Raw genomic sequence first — 15,624 nt, 5'->3', positions numbered from 1 at the left:
CAGGCGTGGCTCCGGGGCGGATCCGTCCTGCGACGGCGGGGCAGCAACCGTACCTCGCGCTCCGCGACGCAGCCATGACTTCCTGGCGAAGTACGGATCAACTGCGCACGTCACCGAGGTTCCAGTACGTCCTTTCCGCCCAGGTACGGCTGGAGCGCCTTGGGGACCCGCACCGAGCCGTCCGGCTGCTGGTGGTTCTCCAGGATCGGGATGAGCCAGCGGGTGGTGGCCAGGGTGCCGTTGAGCGTCGCCGCCATCTGTGGGCGGCCGTCCTCGTCGCGGTAGCGGATGTTGAGCCGCCGGGCCTGGAAGGTGGTGCAGTTCGAGGTCGAGGTGACCTCGCGGTAGCGGCCCTGCGACGGCACCCACGCCTCGCAGTCGTATTTGCGGGCCGCGCTGCTGCCCAGGTCGCCCGCCGCGACGTCGATGACCCGGTAGGGCACCTCGACCTTGGCCAGCATCTCCTCCTCCCACGCCAGCAGGCGCAGGTGTTCGGCGGCGGCCTCCTCCGGCCGGCAGTAGGAGAACATCTCGACCTTGTCGAACTGGTGCACCCGCAGGATGCCGCGCACGTCCTTGCCGTACGACCCGGCCTCGCGGCGGAAGCACGACGACCAGCCGGCGTAGCGCGCCGGCTCGTCGAGCGACAGGATCTCGCCCGAGTGGTAGGCGGCCAGCGGCACCTCGCTGGTGCCGACCAGGAAGAGGTCGTCGGCCTCCAGCCGGTAGACCTCGCTGGCGTGGGCGCCGAGGAACCCGGTCCCCTCCATCGACTCCGGCTTGACCAGCACCGGCGGGATCGCCGGGGTGAAGCCGTATTCGACCGACTGGGCGATCGCGAGCTGGAGCAGGCCGAGCTGGAGCAGCGCACCGACCCCGGTCAGGTAGTAGAACCGGCTGCCCGACACCTTGGCGCCGCGTTCGACGTCGATGGCGCGCAGCGCCTCGCCCAGTTCGAGATGGTCGCGTGGATTCTCCAACCGCGGCCGGTCGCCGACCTCACGCAGTACGACGAAGTCGTCCTCGCCGCCCGCCGGCGCACCCTCCTGCACGACGTTGGGGATGGCCAGGTGTGCCCGGCGCAGCTCCTGCTCGGCCTGGCCGGCGGCGGCCTCGGCCGCCTTCACCTCGGCCGAAAGCTCCTTGGTACGCGCCAACAGCGCGGTCTTCTCGTCACCGCTGGCCTTCGGCATCTGCTTGCCGAGCTGCTTCTGCTCGGCGCGTAGCGCCTCGAACCGCTGCACGGCGGCCCGACGCTCCTCGTCGGCGCGCAGCAGTTCGTCGACCGCCGACTCGGACTCGCCGCGAATCCGCTGGCTGGCTCGTACGGCATCGGGGTCGTCGCGAAGCAGGCGCAGATCAATCACGGGTGCTGAGCCTACCGGTGTCCGCCGACGCACTCACGGGGATATGTCCGTGGCGCGGGTGGACGTCGGCGCCCGCGCACCGGTACGCCCGCGCCGGTCGACGCCGGCGGTGCCGGTCAGCGGGGGTCGCCCCGGTCCGGGCGGATGAACGGCGTGGCCGGGGTGACCGTTACGTCGATCATGGGTCCGTCGGGATCGGCCGGCTCGGGCGACCGCCGCGGCCGGCGCCAGGGCCAGTCGCCGGCCGGGCCGGGGTTGGCCGGACCGGGTCCTGCCGGGCCAGGTTCTGCCGGGCCGGGTCCTGCCGGACCGGGATCGCCCAGATCGGTGGGGTCGGTCGCGGCCCGACCGGTGCCGGGGCCCTGCCCGGCCGGGGCGAAGCGCGCGGCGGCGGGTGCCAGCCGCCCGATCAGGTAGAGGGTGAGCAGCAGCCCGATGGTGCCGACGAACGCCATCACCAGCCCGCGCCCCTGGTCGACGTCGATGGAGCCCTGCGGTGCGAAGTAGGAGCGGTCCACGGCCTGCTCGCCCACTGTCGTGGCGGCGACCAGGACGGCGATGGTGGTGCCGCCGGCGGCGAGGCCGACGACCCGGGCGTTGTGGCGTACCGTGGCGTCGCCGAAGAGAGCCAGCGCGGTGCAGCCGACGACCACGAAGACACCCAGCAGGTATCCGGCTCCGATCGCGTCCATCCGGACCAGTCCGGCGGTGAGGACCAGGGGTTCGCTGCCGATCCCGCCGATGTCCAGGGTGGCGATCACCCATTCGCCGGCGAACGAGGCGAAGACGGCCAGCAGGCTCAACCCGCCGACGACGGGGGCGAGCCGGCGGTCCCGCCCGACGGCGGCGAGCAGTCGGCCGGCCCGGCTACCGCCGGCCGGTTCGTCGTCTCCCCACTGCGCGACTGCGGGGTGAACGTCGGCGGGCGGCGTCGGAGGATCCTGGGACATGCGTTCGCCTTCCCGCGTCGGCGCGGTGCTTCGTCCGCATCGTCGCATCACCGGGTCGTTTGGGCTAGCGTCGTGTTCATGCCTATTCGCACCGCAGCCGCCCGCTGGCAGGGGAATCTCACCGAGGGTTCCGGAACCATCCGCACTGGTAAGGGCGGCTACGAAGGGAACTATTCTTTCAAATCCCGCTTCGAGGAGGGAGAGGGCACCAACCCCGAGGAGCTGATCGGCGCCGCGCACGCCGGCTGCTTCTCGATGGCCTTCTCCAAGGGGCTGGCCGACGCCGGGCACACCCCGACCTCGGTGGAGACCACCGCGAAGGTCCACTTCGACAAGACCGAGGCCGGGATGACCGTCACCCGCATCGACCTGGAGACGGTCGGCGACGTGCCGGGAATCGACGAGGCCGAGTTCGCCAAGCTGGCCGAGGCGGCGAAGGCCAACTGCCCGATCTCCCGCCTGCTCTCGCCGGGCGCCGAGATCACCCTGTCCGCGCGTCTTTCCTGACCGGCTCTCCCGGTGGTCGGGGCGGCTACCTGATCACCGGGAGCACACGGTCGTGGCCGGCCGGGCAGAATGGGTTCGTGCCGGTCGAGATGAACCGCGAGCGTTTCGAGGAGCTGGTTGCCGAAGCCCTCGACGAAGTGCCCGAGGAACTGCTCGGTCTGATGAGCAACGTCGTCATCCTCGTCGAGGACGACACGCCGCCGGGTGAGCCCGAGCTGCTGGGGCTGTACGAGGGCCACGCGCTGACCACCCGCGGCTGGGACTACGGCGGCGTACTGCCGGACCGGATCACCATCTACCGCAACCCCATCCTGCGGATCTGCGACAACGACGACGACGTCGTCGAAGAGGTCGCGGTGACCGTCGTACACGAGATCGCCCACCATTTCGGCATCGACGACGATCGGCTGCACGAACTCGGCTGGGGCTGAGCCGCCCCCGCCGAGCCGGTGCTTGCCAGCGCTGCCTAGGCTCGGCGCAGAAATCCCTGACCAGGAGGAACCATCATGCGCAGCGCGCTGTTCTCCGCGGAAAACCTGGAAAAGGCGTCGGGCCAGCCCGGCATGAGCCTGCAGAACCACAAGATGCTCAAGGTGTCGCTGAACGGCGAGGTGATGGCCCGCACCGGCGCGATGGTCGCCTACCAGGGCCAGGTCGAGTTCAAGGCCCTCGGATCCGGTGGCGTCGCCAAGTTCTTCAAGCAGAAGCTCACCGGCGAGGGTGTGCCGCTGATGAAGCTGACCGGGCGTGGCGAGGTCTACCTCGCCGACCTGGCGTCGGACATCCACCTGATCGACCTCGAGCCCGGCGACGCCTTGTCGATCAACGGTTCCAGCGTGCTCGCCTTCGACTCGACCCTGTCGTACGACATCAAGATGGTCAGCGGCATGGGGATGCTCTCCTCCGCCGGGCTGTTCAACTGCGTCTTCACCGGACACGGCCGGATCGCGGTGACCACCAAGGGCACCCCGCTGGTGCTCAACGTCGCCCCCAACCAGCCCACGTTCGTCGACCCGCAGGCGGCGGTCTGCTGGTCGGCGAGCCTCCAGACCGGCTTCCACCGGGCCGACCAGACCGGCCTCGGCGGCAACCTGATCGGCCGCACCACCGGTGAGGCGTTCACGATGAGCTTCGCCGGTCAGGGCTTCGTGATCGTGCAGCCGTCGGAGGAGGCGCCGGTCCGGGGGGCCGGCCAGCAGTCCGGCAGCGGCATCTTCGGCTGACGGGCGCCCCTCCCGCCGCCGTGGTTCAGGTCAGCTCGCCCGACCGCAGTCGGGCGAGCCAGGCCGCGGCGTCGGCATAGTCGGTGTCGGACTGACCGGCCGGCGCCGGGACCGGCCGCTCGTCCGTCGTCGTCGGGAAGCGGTGCCGGGGGTACGACCCGAGGAAGCGCACCTCGGCGCAGATCCGGCGCAGTCCCTGCAACGCCTCGCCGAACCGGTCCTCGGCGACGTGTCCGGTGCAGTCGAGGAAGAACGCGTAACGGCCGAGGGCCTCACCGGTCGGCCGGGATTCGATCCGGGTCAGGTTGACCCCGCGTACGGCCAGTTCCATCAGCACCGCGAGCAGCGCGCCCACCCGGTCGTGGGCGATGTAGACGGCCAGCGAGGTCACGTCGTCGCCGGTCGGCGGCGGTGGCGGGCCGGGCCGGGAGACGAGCACGAATCGGGTCACCGCGTCGCTGTGGTCGGCGATCTTGTCGGCGAGCACGGCCAGCCGGTGCCCGGCGGCGCCGATCGGCGCGCAGATCGCCGCGTCGTAGGAGCCGTCGGCGGCACCCGCGGCGGCGGCCCCGTTCGACAGCACGTCGATGACCTGCGCGTCGGGCAGGTGGTCGTGCAGCCAGCCCCGGCACTGCGTCGACGCCTGCGGGTGCGCGGCGACGGTGCGTACCCCGTCGAGGTGCACCCCCGTCCGTGCGGCCAGGACGAACTCGACCGGCAGCACCACCTCGCGGGTGATCATCAACGGGCTGCCGCCGGCGAGTTCGTCGAACGTCACGCCGACGGCGCCGCCGATGGAGTTCTCCAGCGGCACGAGCGCCGCGTCGGCGTCCCCGGCGCGTACGGCGTCGAGCGCCTCCGGCACGCTGCGCGCCGGCGTACGGTCACCGCGCTCGGCGGCCGGGATGGTGCGGAGGGCCTGCTCGGCGAAGGTGCCCTGCGGGCCCAGGTAGACGAAACGGGTCGGTGGTGTTCCCGGCATGGGCTCAGCCTACGCACCCCTCGGTGGCGACAGTCACGCGTCGCAGGCCAGGGTGCGGATCCCGGCCGGCGCGGTCGCCCGGATCCGGGCGTTGCAGACGTTGCTGCCGGCCGTGACCAGGATCAGGCTGGCCGCCCGCCCGGTGGAGACGACCTGCATCGCCGAGCTGCCCCGGCCCGGGACGTTCACCTCCACCACCGTGTACTGCCAGGTGTCGGCGCACACGGGTTCACGCACCACCCGTACGGTGGCGTCGGAGCGCAGCAGTCCGGGGGACCGGCGCAGCAGGTCGGTCACCTGGGCGCCGGACGGGTTGCCGGCACAGCTCACCGCCACGTATCCGCCGTAGGTCGGCGACGGGGTGCCGCCGGGCACGGGGGTGATGCCGGGAGTGGGGCGGGTGGTCGACTCGGTCGGTGGTCGGCCTGCGTCGGCACCGGGCCGGCCGCTCGGACCGTTGGAACCGCTCGCGGACGGCACCGGTACGCCCGGCCGGGGCCGCAGCTCCGGCGGTGTGCCGCAGCCAGCCAGCAGCACGGCGCCGGCCAGCACGCAGGCTGAAGCGGCGGCGAGGCGCGGCACGCGGGGCACGGACCGGTTTCTTGGCATAGGCGAACGTCATTGTATGTGGTGGTGGGGGCAGGGTGGAGCCCCATGGTAGGCGGTGCGTGCCCGCGCCGGGAAGATCAGGTTGTGATCCGGTGGCCGGTGTGGGTGAGCGTGGCCAGCGCCTCGGTGAGCCGTACGGACGGCACCAGCAGGTAGTCGGTGTCGTACGTCGAGAAGGCGAGGATGTTGACCCGGGCGTCGGCCAGCGGGGTGACCAGGGAGGCGAGGATGCCGGTCAGCGCGAGGTCGAGCGGGCCGACGACCCGGAAGCAGCGCCACGGGGTCTCGGCGGTCGCCTCGGCCGGCACCAGGTCGGCCCGGCAGATGATGGAGACCTCGTCGGCGGTCCAGGTCACCGAGACGACGCCGCCGTCCGGGCCGCCGACCAGATTGGCGGGCAGCGGGGAGCCGGCCGGCAGTCGACACACCGCGTATTCGTCCGGCAGCAGGTCGAGGTCCAGCATGATGGGAACACTACGGTTCACCGGGCCCGCTCCCAACCGTGTGGCGATGCGTTGATCGCCACACTCACCGGGCCCGGTACCCACGGGGTGGGCACCGGTCAGACCGGCGAGAAGAAGGTGAGCGAGCCGGCGACCGCCCCGTCGACCGACAACGGGGTGGCGATGGCGTCGACGGTGGCGACGTTTTCGGCGGAGCTGTCGGACTGCACCCGCAGCAGGCCGCGGGCCAGCCGGCCGGACGTCAGCGCGAGCAGCGGGGGAATCTTGTCGATCTCGGTCTCGGTCAGTTCGCCCCGGGCCGCGGTGAAGTCGACCAGCCGCAGCTTGCCGTCGAGCAGCGCGAGCCCGACCGTCTCGGCGGGCGTGCCCAGCCCGAGCAGGTCACAGCACGAACTGGAGACGGCGGTGATGGTGGTCTGCCGGTCGATGACCAGGCAGGGCTCCGCCGCGTGTGACACCGTCGCCAACCAGAGTTGCAGGCTGTCGCCGACCGCCGGTTCCGCCGGTGTGCGACTGGATGGCGCCAACGCCTCGGTCAGCTCAAGCTCGACGTGTGCCACCGCGCCTCCCATGCACCTTGCCGGATCACCTCGCCGGATCCGCCGTCGGGCGGATCCGCGGAGTCAACCGACCCGCAACGTTAGTCGATCGCCACACTCCCGCCGACCCGTGCCTGCCCGGAGCGACCGCGGCGGGGGAGGGCACCTTGATGCCGCGGGCAGGCCAGCGCTTCGAGGGTGGTCGATAGGCGCGGGTGGTGTTGGGAGCAGACGTTACCGGCGCGCCGCGCTCTTGTCAGCGGCCGTTCGGCCGCCCTCGTACCACCGGTAGTCGGCGGCGGAACGGTAGGGCGCGTTCAACCAGGTCGATGGGTGTCGGGCGACCGCGGAGAGCTTCTCGGCCGTCGCCGCGCTGATCCGGCTGCCGCCGGCGACCAGCAGGCGGTCGAGTTCGCGGTGGGTGGCCACCAGGCAGTCCTTCGGCAGGCCGTAGACGCTGATGACGCCGGAGCCGACGAAGGTCAGCACCGGGGTGACCGGGATGGTGTGCCCGGTCGCGGCGGACAAGGCCTTGCTGGCCCGCTTCGCGTCCCGGCGGGCCTGACCGACGTAGGTCGGTCGCTTGCCGTTGATCTGCACCACGTCGCCCGCGACCATCACCCGGGAGCGGCCGTGATCGGCGATGGTGACCGCGAACAGCCCACTCGGGCCGATCGCGAGGAAGCCCGCCCGGTCGTCGCCGGCGCGGCCGGTGTCGAAGATCTGGGTCTCGGGGGAGTCGGTCCGCGGCCAGTCCACCACGTGCCACGACGGCCCGAGGTGGTCCAGCCGGTTCAGCGCGCGGGCGCCGGCGGCTTCGACGCGACGGGCATCCCGCTCGGCACGGCGGCGGCGGGCCCATTCGAGTGCGGTGGGGCGGACGGCGGCCAGCCCTCCCGGCGACGAGGGTGGCGACTTCTCGCTATTGGTGGGCAGAGCCCGCTGGCGAGGAACGGCTCGCTGGACTGGTGCACCCGAACGCGCAGGAAAGACAGTCATCGCTTCTCGACCTCCGGCAAAAGGTCCTCTGAGTTGTGATACCACTACCCTACGTGGTGACACCGCCTGTCGGGCAAGGTGCAAAACCGGAGTGAGTAAGGATGAATGCCTCATTCACTCCACGCCTCTTTTGCCAGATGGTGCCAACGCAAGGTCCTACGCTGCCATTGTGACCCATTACGTCGACAGTGAGGTCGGACGGCTGAGCACCGTCCTGTTGCACCGGCCCGGCCGAGAACTCGCCCGGCTGACCCCACGAAACAACGATGACCTGCTGTTTGATGCCATCCCGTGGGTCGGTCGCGCCCAAGAGGAGCACGACATCTTCGCGGCGGCCCTGCGCGACCGTGGCGTGGAAGTGCTCTATGTCGCAGATTTGCTTGCTGAGACACTGGCCGTGCCGGCGGCCCGATCTGAGCTGACCGACATGGTACTCGCCGACCGCCGACTAGGCGATACCCTGAGTCGAAGAGTTTCCGACCATCTCGCATACCTCGATCCCGCCGGACTGGCCGACATCCTCATCGCCGGACTCGCCCGGCACGAGCTGCGGACCAGTTGGGACCGACCGGGCGGCCTCGTCCACACCCTGATGGACGAACACGACTTCGTGATCGACCCGCTCCCCAACCTGCTGTTCACCCGCGACTCGTCGGTCTGGATCCGCGACCACGCCGCGGTGACCAGCCTGGCCATGCCGGCCCGGCGCCGGGAGACCACCCTGCTCGACGCCATCTACCGGCACCACCCGCGATTCGGCGGGACCCGGTTCGCGTACGGTCCGGACCTCGAACCGCTCGAAGGCGGCGACCTGCTGCTCCTCGGTCCCGGCGTGATCGCCATCGGCGCCGGCGAGCGGACCACGCCCGCCGGCGCCGAACGGCTGGCCCGCCGGGTCTTCGGCGCCGGCCTGGCGCACACCATCCTGGTCGTGCCGATCGCGCAGGAGCGGGCCACGATGCACCTCGACACGGTCTGCACGATGGTCGACGTCGACGCCGTCCTGATGTATCCCAACATCGCCGACACCCTGCTCGCCTACACGGTGATCTCCGGGCCGGACGGCGAGCCACAGGTCGACGGCCCGGCACCCTTCCTACGGGCCGCCGCCGACGCCATGGACATCGACACCCTGCGCGTGATCGACACCGGGCTCGACCCGGTCACCGCCGAACGCGAGCAGTGGGACGACGGCAACAACACCCTGGCGATCGCCGCCCGGCTGTGCGTGGCGTACGAGCGCAACATCGAAACCAACGCGCAGCTCGAACGGGCCGGCATCGAGGTCATCCGGATCCCCGGCTCGGAGCTGGGCTCCGGCCGGGGTGGTCCGCGATGCATGTCCTGCCCGATCGTCCGCTCACCGCTCGCCCTGCCGGCCGTCGCCGCCGGGTGAGCGGCCGGGCTCGTGCCGGCTGGGCGGCCGGGCTCGCGCCGGCTGGGCGGCCGGGCTCAGCGCAGGGTGAGCTGGCGACCGAGCAGCCCCTGCCGGGCCCGTCGCGCCGCCGCGTCCAGCGGTTCGGTGTCGGCGAGCGCCTCCGCGTAGCGCTTCGCGAACTCGGCCAGCGGCGCCTCCCACTCGGCGGCCTCGGGCGCACCGGGGATGTCCCACACCGGCACGAGCAGGCCGTGTGCCCGGAACATCCCGGCGAACTTCGTCCCGTCGCCGAGTAGCAGCTCACCCGCCGCGGCGAGCCGCGACAACGCCGCCAACGCGGCATCCTCCTGGTCCGGCAGCACCCAACGGACATGTCCCTTGTCCGGCACCCGGCACCAGTACGCGGCCGGTGCGGCCGCGAGCCGTACGGTCGGATAGATCGAGGCGTTCGCCCGCTCCAGGGACGCCTTGACGTTCGAGTCGTCGGCCGCGTCTTCGTCGAGCCAGAACTCGAAACCGTCGTGCATCGTCACGTCGAGCGGACCGTCGACGAGGACGTCCTGCAACCGTGGACCCTCACCGGGCAGGGCGGGCACCGACACGGTGCCACCGGGAGCGGTCTGCAGCGCGCACAGGATCGCCACGGCCAGGTCCCGGGAGACGTCGCCGGACTGCACGTGGCGCTGGAGGCCGATGAAGATCCGGCCGTCGGGCTTGGTCATCGCGGGCCAGGCCATCGGCAGCACCGTGGCCAGCGTGACCGGGCGGTCACCGAAGCGCTCCACCAGGTCGGGGGCGAGCGTCAGCGGAGCCGACGCCGCGGGCACCAGCTCCCGCAGGGCGATCCACTCGGCCTCGTCGGCGAGGCCCTCGAACGGTCGGGGGACGAAGATGTCACGTACCTTTTCGCGCTTCGGCGCTTGGTCGGCGGACCGGGGGTTCTTTCGACGCTTACTCACGGCGAAACAGCCTAGGCCCCGGCGGCGTCCCGTGGGACGCGTACCGGGTAAATGGCCGCCGCTACGACAGCTCCGCCCACACGCTCTGCCCCAGCCCGTCGCGCTCCACACCCCAGCGGCCGGACAGCGCCGCCACGATGCACAGGCCACGGCCGTCGAGCGACTCCGGGCCGACCGTACGCAGTGTCGGCGGTGCCTGCGCGCCGCCGTCGGTGACCCGCACCTCGACGATGTCGGCGTCGACCCCGGGCCGCAGCCGCCACGACACCCGGACGACCCCGCCCGGCAGCGGGTCGGCGTGCCGTACGGCGTTTCCGACCAGCTCGGCGACCACGGCGACGGCATCGGAGAGCAGCTCCGGCGGTACGACGTCGGAGAGTTCCGCCGCGAGCCGGTGCCGGGCGATGCGGGCTCCCCCGGTGTGGTGAGGGACGACCACGCACCAGGATCGTTCGGCCAACGCCATGGACACGATCGTGCCTCCTCGGACATTCCGGCGGCGGGCCGCGCCGTCTCATCCGCGGGGCAGCCGCACCTCTGCGACCGTACCGCCCCCGTCGCGCGGACGCAGGGAGACCCAGCCGTTCTGTCGCTCGACGATCCGCCGTACCAGGAAGAGTCCGAGACCGGCGCCGGGGTAACGCCGCCGGTCGCCCGATTCGCCCTGCCAGAAGCGGTCGAACGCGCGCTCCACGTGATCGGGACGTACCCCGATGCCGCGGTCGCTAACCCGGAACACGACGGTCCGTCGGTCGGCCATGGCGGTCAGCTCGATCAGGGTGTCGGGTGGCGAGTACTTGTCGGCGTTGGTCGCCAGTTCGGTGAGCACCGTGGCCAGGCTGGCCCGGTCGCCGAACGCCTTGGGCAGGTCACCGGGCAGGTCGACGACCAGCCGTCGGCGCAGGTCCGCCGGCAGGTCCAGGGCCGCCGCCCGCAGCGCCTCGACCAGGTCGAACGGTACGGGCGGGGCGTCGCCGACCGGGCCGATGTCGTCGGCCGCCGACAGGAGCCGGTCGAGCAGGCGGGCCAACTCGTCGGCACGCTGCCCGATGACCCGGGCCGCCTGCCTGCGGTCGGGGTCGGTCAGCGAGTCCCAGTGGTTGCACAGCGTGTCGGCGTACCCCTTGATGACGGTGACCGGAGTTCGCAGCTCGTGGCTGGTGACCGCGACGAACAGGTCGTGGTCGCGCCGGTGCTGGTCGGTGATGTCGCGGAACGTCACCACCCGCGACGAGATCGCGCCGGGCAGGTCGCCGGAGGTGATCGTCAACCACCGGCCGTCCGGCAGCTTGTGGTCGACCACCTGCCCTGCCGGCGGCAGCGGGAACGGTGCCGGGCGGTTGAGGATCTGCGCCGCCGGATGCCCGGTCACCTGCTCGGCCGCCGGGTTCCACAGCCGGACGTAGCCGTCCCGGTCGACGATCGCCAGGCCGTCGGCGAGCGCCGCCACCACCGGGCCGTCACCGTGGATCGGCAGGCCGGCCTGGTCGCCGTACATGTGGGCGGCGCAGGCGGCGAGGTAGGTGAGCAGGGCGTGGTGCTCGGTGGAGTCGGCCGGATCGCCGTACGCGTGCCGGGTGCGGCCGGCGGGCGGGTCGGCGTAGTAGGCGTGGAGGCTGCCGACCACCAGTCCGCCGACCTCGGCCCGGGCCGAGATCACCCGGTGCAGCCCGTGCCCGGCGAGCTGGTGCGCCAAATCACCGGGGAGTTCGCCGATCAGGGCCTCGTCGGTGCGCGGGCCACGCATCAGCCGCGCCGCCGCCGGACCGGTGCGGTCGACCGGCCGGCCGAGCGCCCAACCGACCCCGCCGGTGGCCGCGATGATCCGTCCGCTGTCCGGCCGGTATTCCACGAACGCCATGCCGCCCGCACCGAGGGCCCGCTCGGCGACCCGGAGCAGGTGGGTGAGGACGGGAATCCCTGCCTCGCCGGAGTTGGTCATCTCGATGACGACGGTCTGGCCGGCGATCAGAGCGGCGTAGTCGGGGCGCTCCGGCATGCCCCGAGTCTGCCAACTCCCGCGTGTTTTGGGCAGTCCCGGCACTCAACGTCCGAGCCGCTGGAGGACCAGAGCCGGCCGATCGGTGATGATCCCGTCCACCCCGTGGTCGATTACCAGGTCGAGGTCGTCCGGCTCGTTCACCGTCCACACGAAGACCCGGTTGCCGGCGGCCCGCAGCTTCGGTACGAGCTGTGGCCGGGCCCGGACCAGGCCGATGCCCGGCCCGGCGATCCGGGCGCCGAACGGCAGCCGGCCGACCCGCAACCCGGGGGGCAGCATCTCCAGCAGCAGCGCCGTCGGCAGTCCCGGCGCGAGTTCGCGCATCCGCCGGACGGCCAGCGGCGAGAACGACATCACGGTGACCTGGACCGGATGGTTCGGGCCGGGGCCGAGCAGTCCCCGGGCCCGCAGCGTCGCCACCAGGGTGCGTTCGACGGTCGCGCCCCGCCGGGACGGGTGTTTCGTCTCGATCAGCAGCCGCACCGGGCGTCCGGCGTCGCGCAACGCGTCGAGCAGCCGGTCGAGGGTGAGCAGCCGGGTCCGGGACGGATCGGCGGGTATGTCCGTGACCCGGTCGTCGGAGAGCGCGGCGGTGTGCCAGGAGCCGAAGTCCAGCTCGTCGAGTTCGGCGAGCGTACGGGCACTGACCCGGCCGGTGCCGTTGCTGGTGCGGTCCAGCCGCCGGTCGTGCACGCAGACGAGGTGCCCGTCGCGGGTGAGCCGTACGTCGCACTCGACCCCGTCGGCCCCCTCTTCGATCGCGCGCAGGTAGGCCGCGAGGGTGTGCTCCGGCAGCACCGCCGAGGAGCCCCGGTGGGCGAAGACCAGCGGTCCGTTCACAGCACGCGGGCCGGCTGCCCGTCCGTGCTGACGACCGGGCGGCCGGCGGCGGCCCAGTCGTGCATGCCGCCCGCGACGTTGCGTACGTTGTCCCACCCGTTGCTCATCAGATAGCCGACGACCTGGCCCGATCGCCCGCCGGAACGGCAGATCACGACCACGTCGCCTTCGGTGGGCACCTCGGAGAGCCGGGCCGGGATCTCCATCATCGGGATGTGGTGGGCCCCGGGCGCGTGCCCGGCCGACCACTCGTCGGGCTCGCGCACGTCGAGCACGTAGGCGTCGTCGGCGATCTGGGGCACGCTCACGGAGGGGATCTGGCGTCCGAACACGGCTACCAAGCTTAGGGCGTACCCCTTCGACGTGCCGCCGGCCGGTCCTACAGTCGATTCACCCAGTTCGGATTGCGGGTCGTCCAGTCCCGCATCCCGGCCTGTCGCAGGGCGCCGAAGAGGGAGTCGGCGGCCGGGTCGAGCATCGAGTACGACGATCCGGCCACGTCCTGCGCGTGCGCCGGCATCTGCACCCCGAGCAGCGTCTCCGGGCGCAGGCCGCGCAGCGCGAACGCCAGGTCCTCGACCGGTACCCCGCCGGTGTCGACCGTGAACGAGGCGCCGACCGCCCGGATGAGCTGGTCGAGCTTGACGGGCTGGGTGACCAGGCCGCCCAGGTCGACCTTCTGCAGTATCGCCTTCAGCAGTTGCTGCTGGTGGCGCTGCCGGTCGTAGTCCCCGTTCGGCAGGTCGTAGCGCTGGCGTACGTAGTCGAGGGACCGCGCGCCGTCCATCTGCTGGCAGCCGGTGGTGAACAGGTGGCCGGTGTGGATCGACCGCACCTCGCTGTCGACGCACATCTCGACCCCGCCGATCAGGTCGATGACCCGGCGGAACCCGGAGAAGTCGAGGATGGCGGCACCGTCGAACCGGACGCCGGTGAACAGGGTGACCGTGGCCGAGAGCAGTTTGGCCCCGCTGGCGCCGGCGTTGCCGAACTGGAAGGCCGCGTTGATCCGGTCGGTGCCGCCGGAGTAGCCGGCGGCCGGGTCGGCCGGGATCTGGACGAGCAGGTCGCGGGGGACCGAGACGAGGTAGGCCCGGTCCAGCCCGGCCGGGACGTGGACGATGAGGATCGAGTCGGCGCGCTGGCCGGCATCCGGGTTGGAGGCGCGCAGGTCGGAGCCGATGAGCAGGTAGTTGAGCGGGCCGGTGACGCCGCCGTTCCGGTCGCCCCGGGCGTCGGGGGCGAGGAGTTGGTCGGTCGTCACCGAGCCGCCGTACCGGTCGGTGAGGCTGCGCAGCCCGGTCAGTCCCGCCGCGGCGACGACCAGCAGCACCAGGCCCAGGGTGATCAGGGCGCGGGTCCAGCGCGGGGCGGGCGGCCGGGGCGCTTCCGCGTCGTCCCGGGGCCGTACGGCCAGCGTGGCGCCCCGCTCGGTGCCGGTCGGGCGGTTCCGGTCGGGGTCCGCCCGTTCGGATCTGGACGTGACGCCTCCCTACGCATGACGTGAACCCTTCTCACGTCAGCGTAGGGAGGACTTGCCTGAGTTGATGGTGTTTTGCCGACCTCGGGGTGGTGCTACGACTTGTTGTTCGCCATCACGGTCGGGTTGTTCATGACGAACTCGGCGAGCCGGTCGTTCTTGACCGCCTCGAACATCTCGAGACTGATCGGCTGGAGCGCCTCGCGGCCGGAGTTGTTGCCGTTGAAGGTGCCGCCGTTGGTGCGCAGCATCACCATGTCGTTGGCCGCGACGCCCCGCAGAGTGAAGACGAAGTCGGCGACCGGCGTGCCGGCGGTGTCCAGGACGAACGCCTCACCGGCCGCCTTCATCAACTCGTTGATCTTCATCGGGTTGGTCATGGCCCCGCTGTCGACGGCCTTCTTGGCGATCGCCTTGACCAGTTGCTGCTGGTTCTTCTGGCGGTCGTAGTCGCCGTTGTCCAGGCCGTAGCGCTGCCGGGAGTAGTCCAGCGCCTCCCAGCCCTTCATCTCCCGGCAGCCCTTCTTGTAGACCACCGGGTTCAGCTTCTCGCCCGAGTGCCGATCCTTGTCGGAGATGTAGACCGGGTAGCCGTCCCGCGCCCGGGTCAGCATGTGGATCGACTCGACCTCCTGGTCGACGCACATCCGCACACTGCCGAGCGCGTCGATGATGCCCTTGAAGCCGCTGAAGTCGATGATCGCGGCGCCGTTGAAGGTGATGCCGCTGAAGTTCTTGATGGTCTGCGCGACCAACTGGGCCCCACCGGACCACTCGCCACCGTTCTGGGCGCCCGCGTGGAACATGTCGGTGATCTTCCCGACCCCGCCCTGGAAGCCGCTCTTCGGGAACGCCGGGGCGGTCACCTCCGTGTCCCGGGGGATGGAGATCAGGTATGCCTGGTCGTGGGTGGCCGGGATGTGCAGGATGATGATGGTGTCGGCCCGGGTGTCGTTCTTGTCCCAGCCCTTCCTCAGGTCGACACCGAGCAGCAGCATGTTGATCGGCCCGTCGAGGTCGTTGCCGCCCTGGTCGTTCATGCCGGCGATGCCCAGCAGGTCGTCCTGCGCGATGTTGCTGGTCGCCTGGTCGATGAGGACCTTGGTGCCGACGATGGCCCCTCCGCTGACCATCATCAGGAACGCGCCCGCGATCACCAGTAGCCGCGACCAGAGCGGATCCTTGCGTTTGGTGCGTTTCGTCGGCTTCGAATGGCTCCGTGCGGTGGCCGAACGGCTGGGCGGGGGTGCCGAACGGGCCGATCGGGTCCGTCTGGGGGTCTCGACGGGCATTGGTACTCCAGGGGCGGGACGATGGGCCGACGT

Annotated in this window: 18 protein-coding genes; 4 read left to right on the top strand and 14 right to left on the bottom strand. The window is 71.4% G+C overall.

The annotated features are described in order from the left end of the window. Positions 1–110: 110 nt before the first annotated feature. Complete coding sequence (gene serS, locus AB0I42_RS07365) at positions 111–1,367, bottom strand: serine--tRNA ligase (protein WP_357535044.1); 1,257 nt, start codon at positions 1,365–1,367, stop codon at positions 111–113. Positions 1,368–1,483: 116 nt separating this feature from the next. Next, complete coding sequence (locus AB0I42_RS07360) at positions 1,484–2,317, bottom strand: hypothetical protein (RefSeq protein WP_357535042.1); 834 nt, start codon at positions 2,315–2,317, stop codon at positions 1,484–1,486. Between the two features lie 78 nt (positions 2,318–2,395). Here AB0I42_RS07360 and AB0I42_RS07355 point away from each other — a divergent pair, with 78 nt between their 5' ends. The 3 genes from AB0I42_RS07355 (at position 2,396) to AB0I42_RS07345 (ending at position 4,047) form a co-directional block, all read left to right on the top strand. Then, complete coding sequence (locus AB0I42_RS07355; protein WP_357535040.1) at positions 2,396–2,824, top strand: OsmC family protein; 429 nt, start codon at positions 2,396–2,398, stop codon at positions 2,822–2,824. 89 nt (positions 2,825–2,913) lie between these two features. Then, entirely contained in the window at positions 2,914–3,255 is a 342-nt protein-coding gene (locus tag AB0I42_RS07350; protein WP_357535251.1) for a metallopeptidase family protein, read from the top strand. 75 nt (positions 3,256–3,330) lie between these two features. After that, the gene (locus AB0I42_RS07345; protein WP_357535038.1) at positions 3,331–4,047 is read left to right on the top strand and encodes an AIM24 family protein; all 717 of its coding nucleotides are present in this window, start codon (positions 3,331–3,333) and stop codon (positions 4,045–4,047) included. Between the two features lie 25 nt (positions 4,048–4,072). On the opposite strand, the gene pheA is transcribed toward AB0I42_RS07345, so the two are convergent. From pheA to AB0I42_RS07320, 5 genes are all read right to left on the bottom strand, one after another. Next, positions 4,073–5,029, bottom strand: coding sequence for a prephenate dehydratase (gene pheA / locus AB0I42_RS07340; RefSeq protein WP_357535036.1), 957 nt, complete (start codon positions 5,027–5,029; stop codon positions 4,073–4,075). A gap of 33 nt (positions 5,030–5,062) precedes the next feature. After that, on the bottom strand, positions 5,063–5,620 hold the full coding sequence (locus AB0I42_RS07335; protein WP_357535034.1) for a hypothetical protein: 558 nt from the start codon (positions 5,618–5,620) through the stop codon (positions 5,063–5,065). A 95-nt stretch (positions 5,621–5,715) separates the two neighbouring features. After that, positions 5,716–6,102 carry an ACT domain-containing protein gene (locus AB0I42_RS07330; RefSeq protein ID WP_357535032.1) on the bottom strand — a complete coding sequence of 129 codons (387 nt, stop codon included), beginning with the start codon at positions 6,100–6,102 and terminating at the stop codon, positions 5,716–5,718. 98 nt (positions 6,103–6,200) lie between these two features. Continuing rightward, positions 6,201–6,662: a PAS domain-containing protein gene (locus AB0I42_RS07325; RefSeq protein WP_357535030.1), complete on the bottom strand. Its 462-nt coding sequence runs from the start codon at positions 6,660–6,662 to the stop codon at positions 6,201–6,203. A gap of 213 nt (positions 6,663–6,875) precedes the next feature. Continuing rightward, positions 6,876–7,640, bottom strand: a complete 765-nt coding sequence (locus tag AB0I42_RS07320; RefSeq protein WP_357535028.1) for a hypothetical protein — start codon at positions 7,638–7,640, stop codon at positions 6,876–6,878. A 169-nt stretch (positions 7,641–7,809) separates the two neighbouring features. Here AB0I42_RS07320 and AB0I42_RS07315 point away from each other — a divergent pair, with 169 nt between their 5' ends. Further along, on the top strand, positions 7,810–9,036 hold the full coding sequence (locus AB0I42_RS07315) for an arginine deiminase (protein ID WP_357535026.1): 1,227 nt from the start codon (positions 7,810–7,812) through the stop codon (positions 9,034–9,036). A gap of 56 nt (positions 9,037–9,092) precedes the next feature. Here AB0I42_RS07315 and AB0I42_RS07310 read toward each other — a convergent pair whose 3' ends face one another. The 7 genes from AB0I42_RS07310 to AB0I42_RS07280 all read right to left on the bottom strand — a co-directional run bounded on the left by AB0I42_RS07310 (position 9,093) and on the right by AB0I42_RS07280 (position 15,456). After that, positions 9,093–9,977 (bottom strand): DUF5926 family protein, encoded by an 885-nt coding sequence (locus AB0I42_RS07310; RefSeq protein WP_357535024.1) that lies wholly within the window; start codon positions 9,975–9,977, stop codon positions 9,093–9,095. A gap of 61 nt (positions 9,978–10,038) precedes the next feature. Further along, the gene (locus AB0I42_RS07305) at positions 10,039–10,443 is read right to left on the bottom strand and encodes an ATP-binding protein (RefSeq protein ID WP_357535249.1); all 405 of its coding nucleotides are present in this window, start codon (positions 10,441–10,443) and stop codon (positions 10,039–10,041) included. Between the two features lie 48 nt (positions 10,444–10,491). Further along, positions 10,492–11,976 (bottom strand): ATP-binding protein, encoded by a 1,485-nt coding sequence (locus AB0I42_RS07300; RefSeq protein WP_357535022.1) that lies wholly within the window; start codon positions 11,974–11,976, stop codon positions 10,492–10,494. A 45-nt stretch (positions 11,977–12,021) separates the two neighbouring features. Next, a complete protein-coding gene (locus AB0I42_RS07295; RefSeq protein WP_357535020.1) occupies positions 12,022–12,819 on the bottom strand; it encodes a glycerophosphodiester phosphodiesterase family protein in 798 nt (265 codons plus the stop codon). Then, positions 12,816–13,151, bottom strand: a complete 336-nt coding sequence (locus AB0I42_RS07290; RefSeq protein WP_357535018.1) for a rhodanese-like domain-containing protein — start codon at positions 13,149–13,151, stop codon at positions 12,816–12,818. Before AB0I42_RS07290 ends, AB0I42_RS07295 begins: the two co-directional genes overlap by 4 nt. A gap of 47 nt (positions 13,152–13,198) precedes the next feature. Continuing rightward, positions 13,199–14,152: an LCP family protein gene (locus AB0I42_RS07285; RefSeq protein WP_357535017.1), complete on the bottom strand. Its 954-nt coding sequence runs from the start codon at positions 14,150–14,152 to the stop codon at positions 13,199–13,201. Positions 14,153–14,394: 242 nt separating this feature from the next. Beyond that, a complete protein-coding gene (locus AB0I42_RS07280; RefSeq protein ID WP_357535016.1) occupies positions 14,395–15,456 on the bottom strand; it encodes an LCP family protein in 1,062 nt (353 codons plus the stop codon). Positions 15,457–15,624: the final 168 nt, after the last annotated feature.

This window comes from Polymorphospora sp. NPDC050346 (assembly GCF_040655695.1).
GTDB classification, from domain to species: domain Bacteria; phylum Actinomycetota; class Actinomycetes; order Mycobacteriales; family Micromonosporaceae; genus Polymorphospora; species Polymorphospora lycopeni.
The sequence above is the reverse complement of the archived record's forward strand: the minus strand, read 5'-3'. Positions and strand labels throughout refer to the sequence as shown.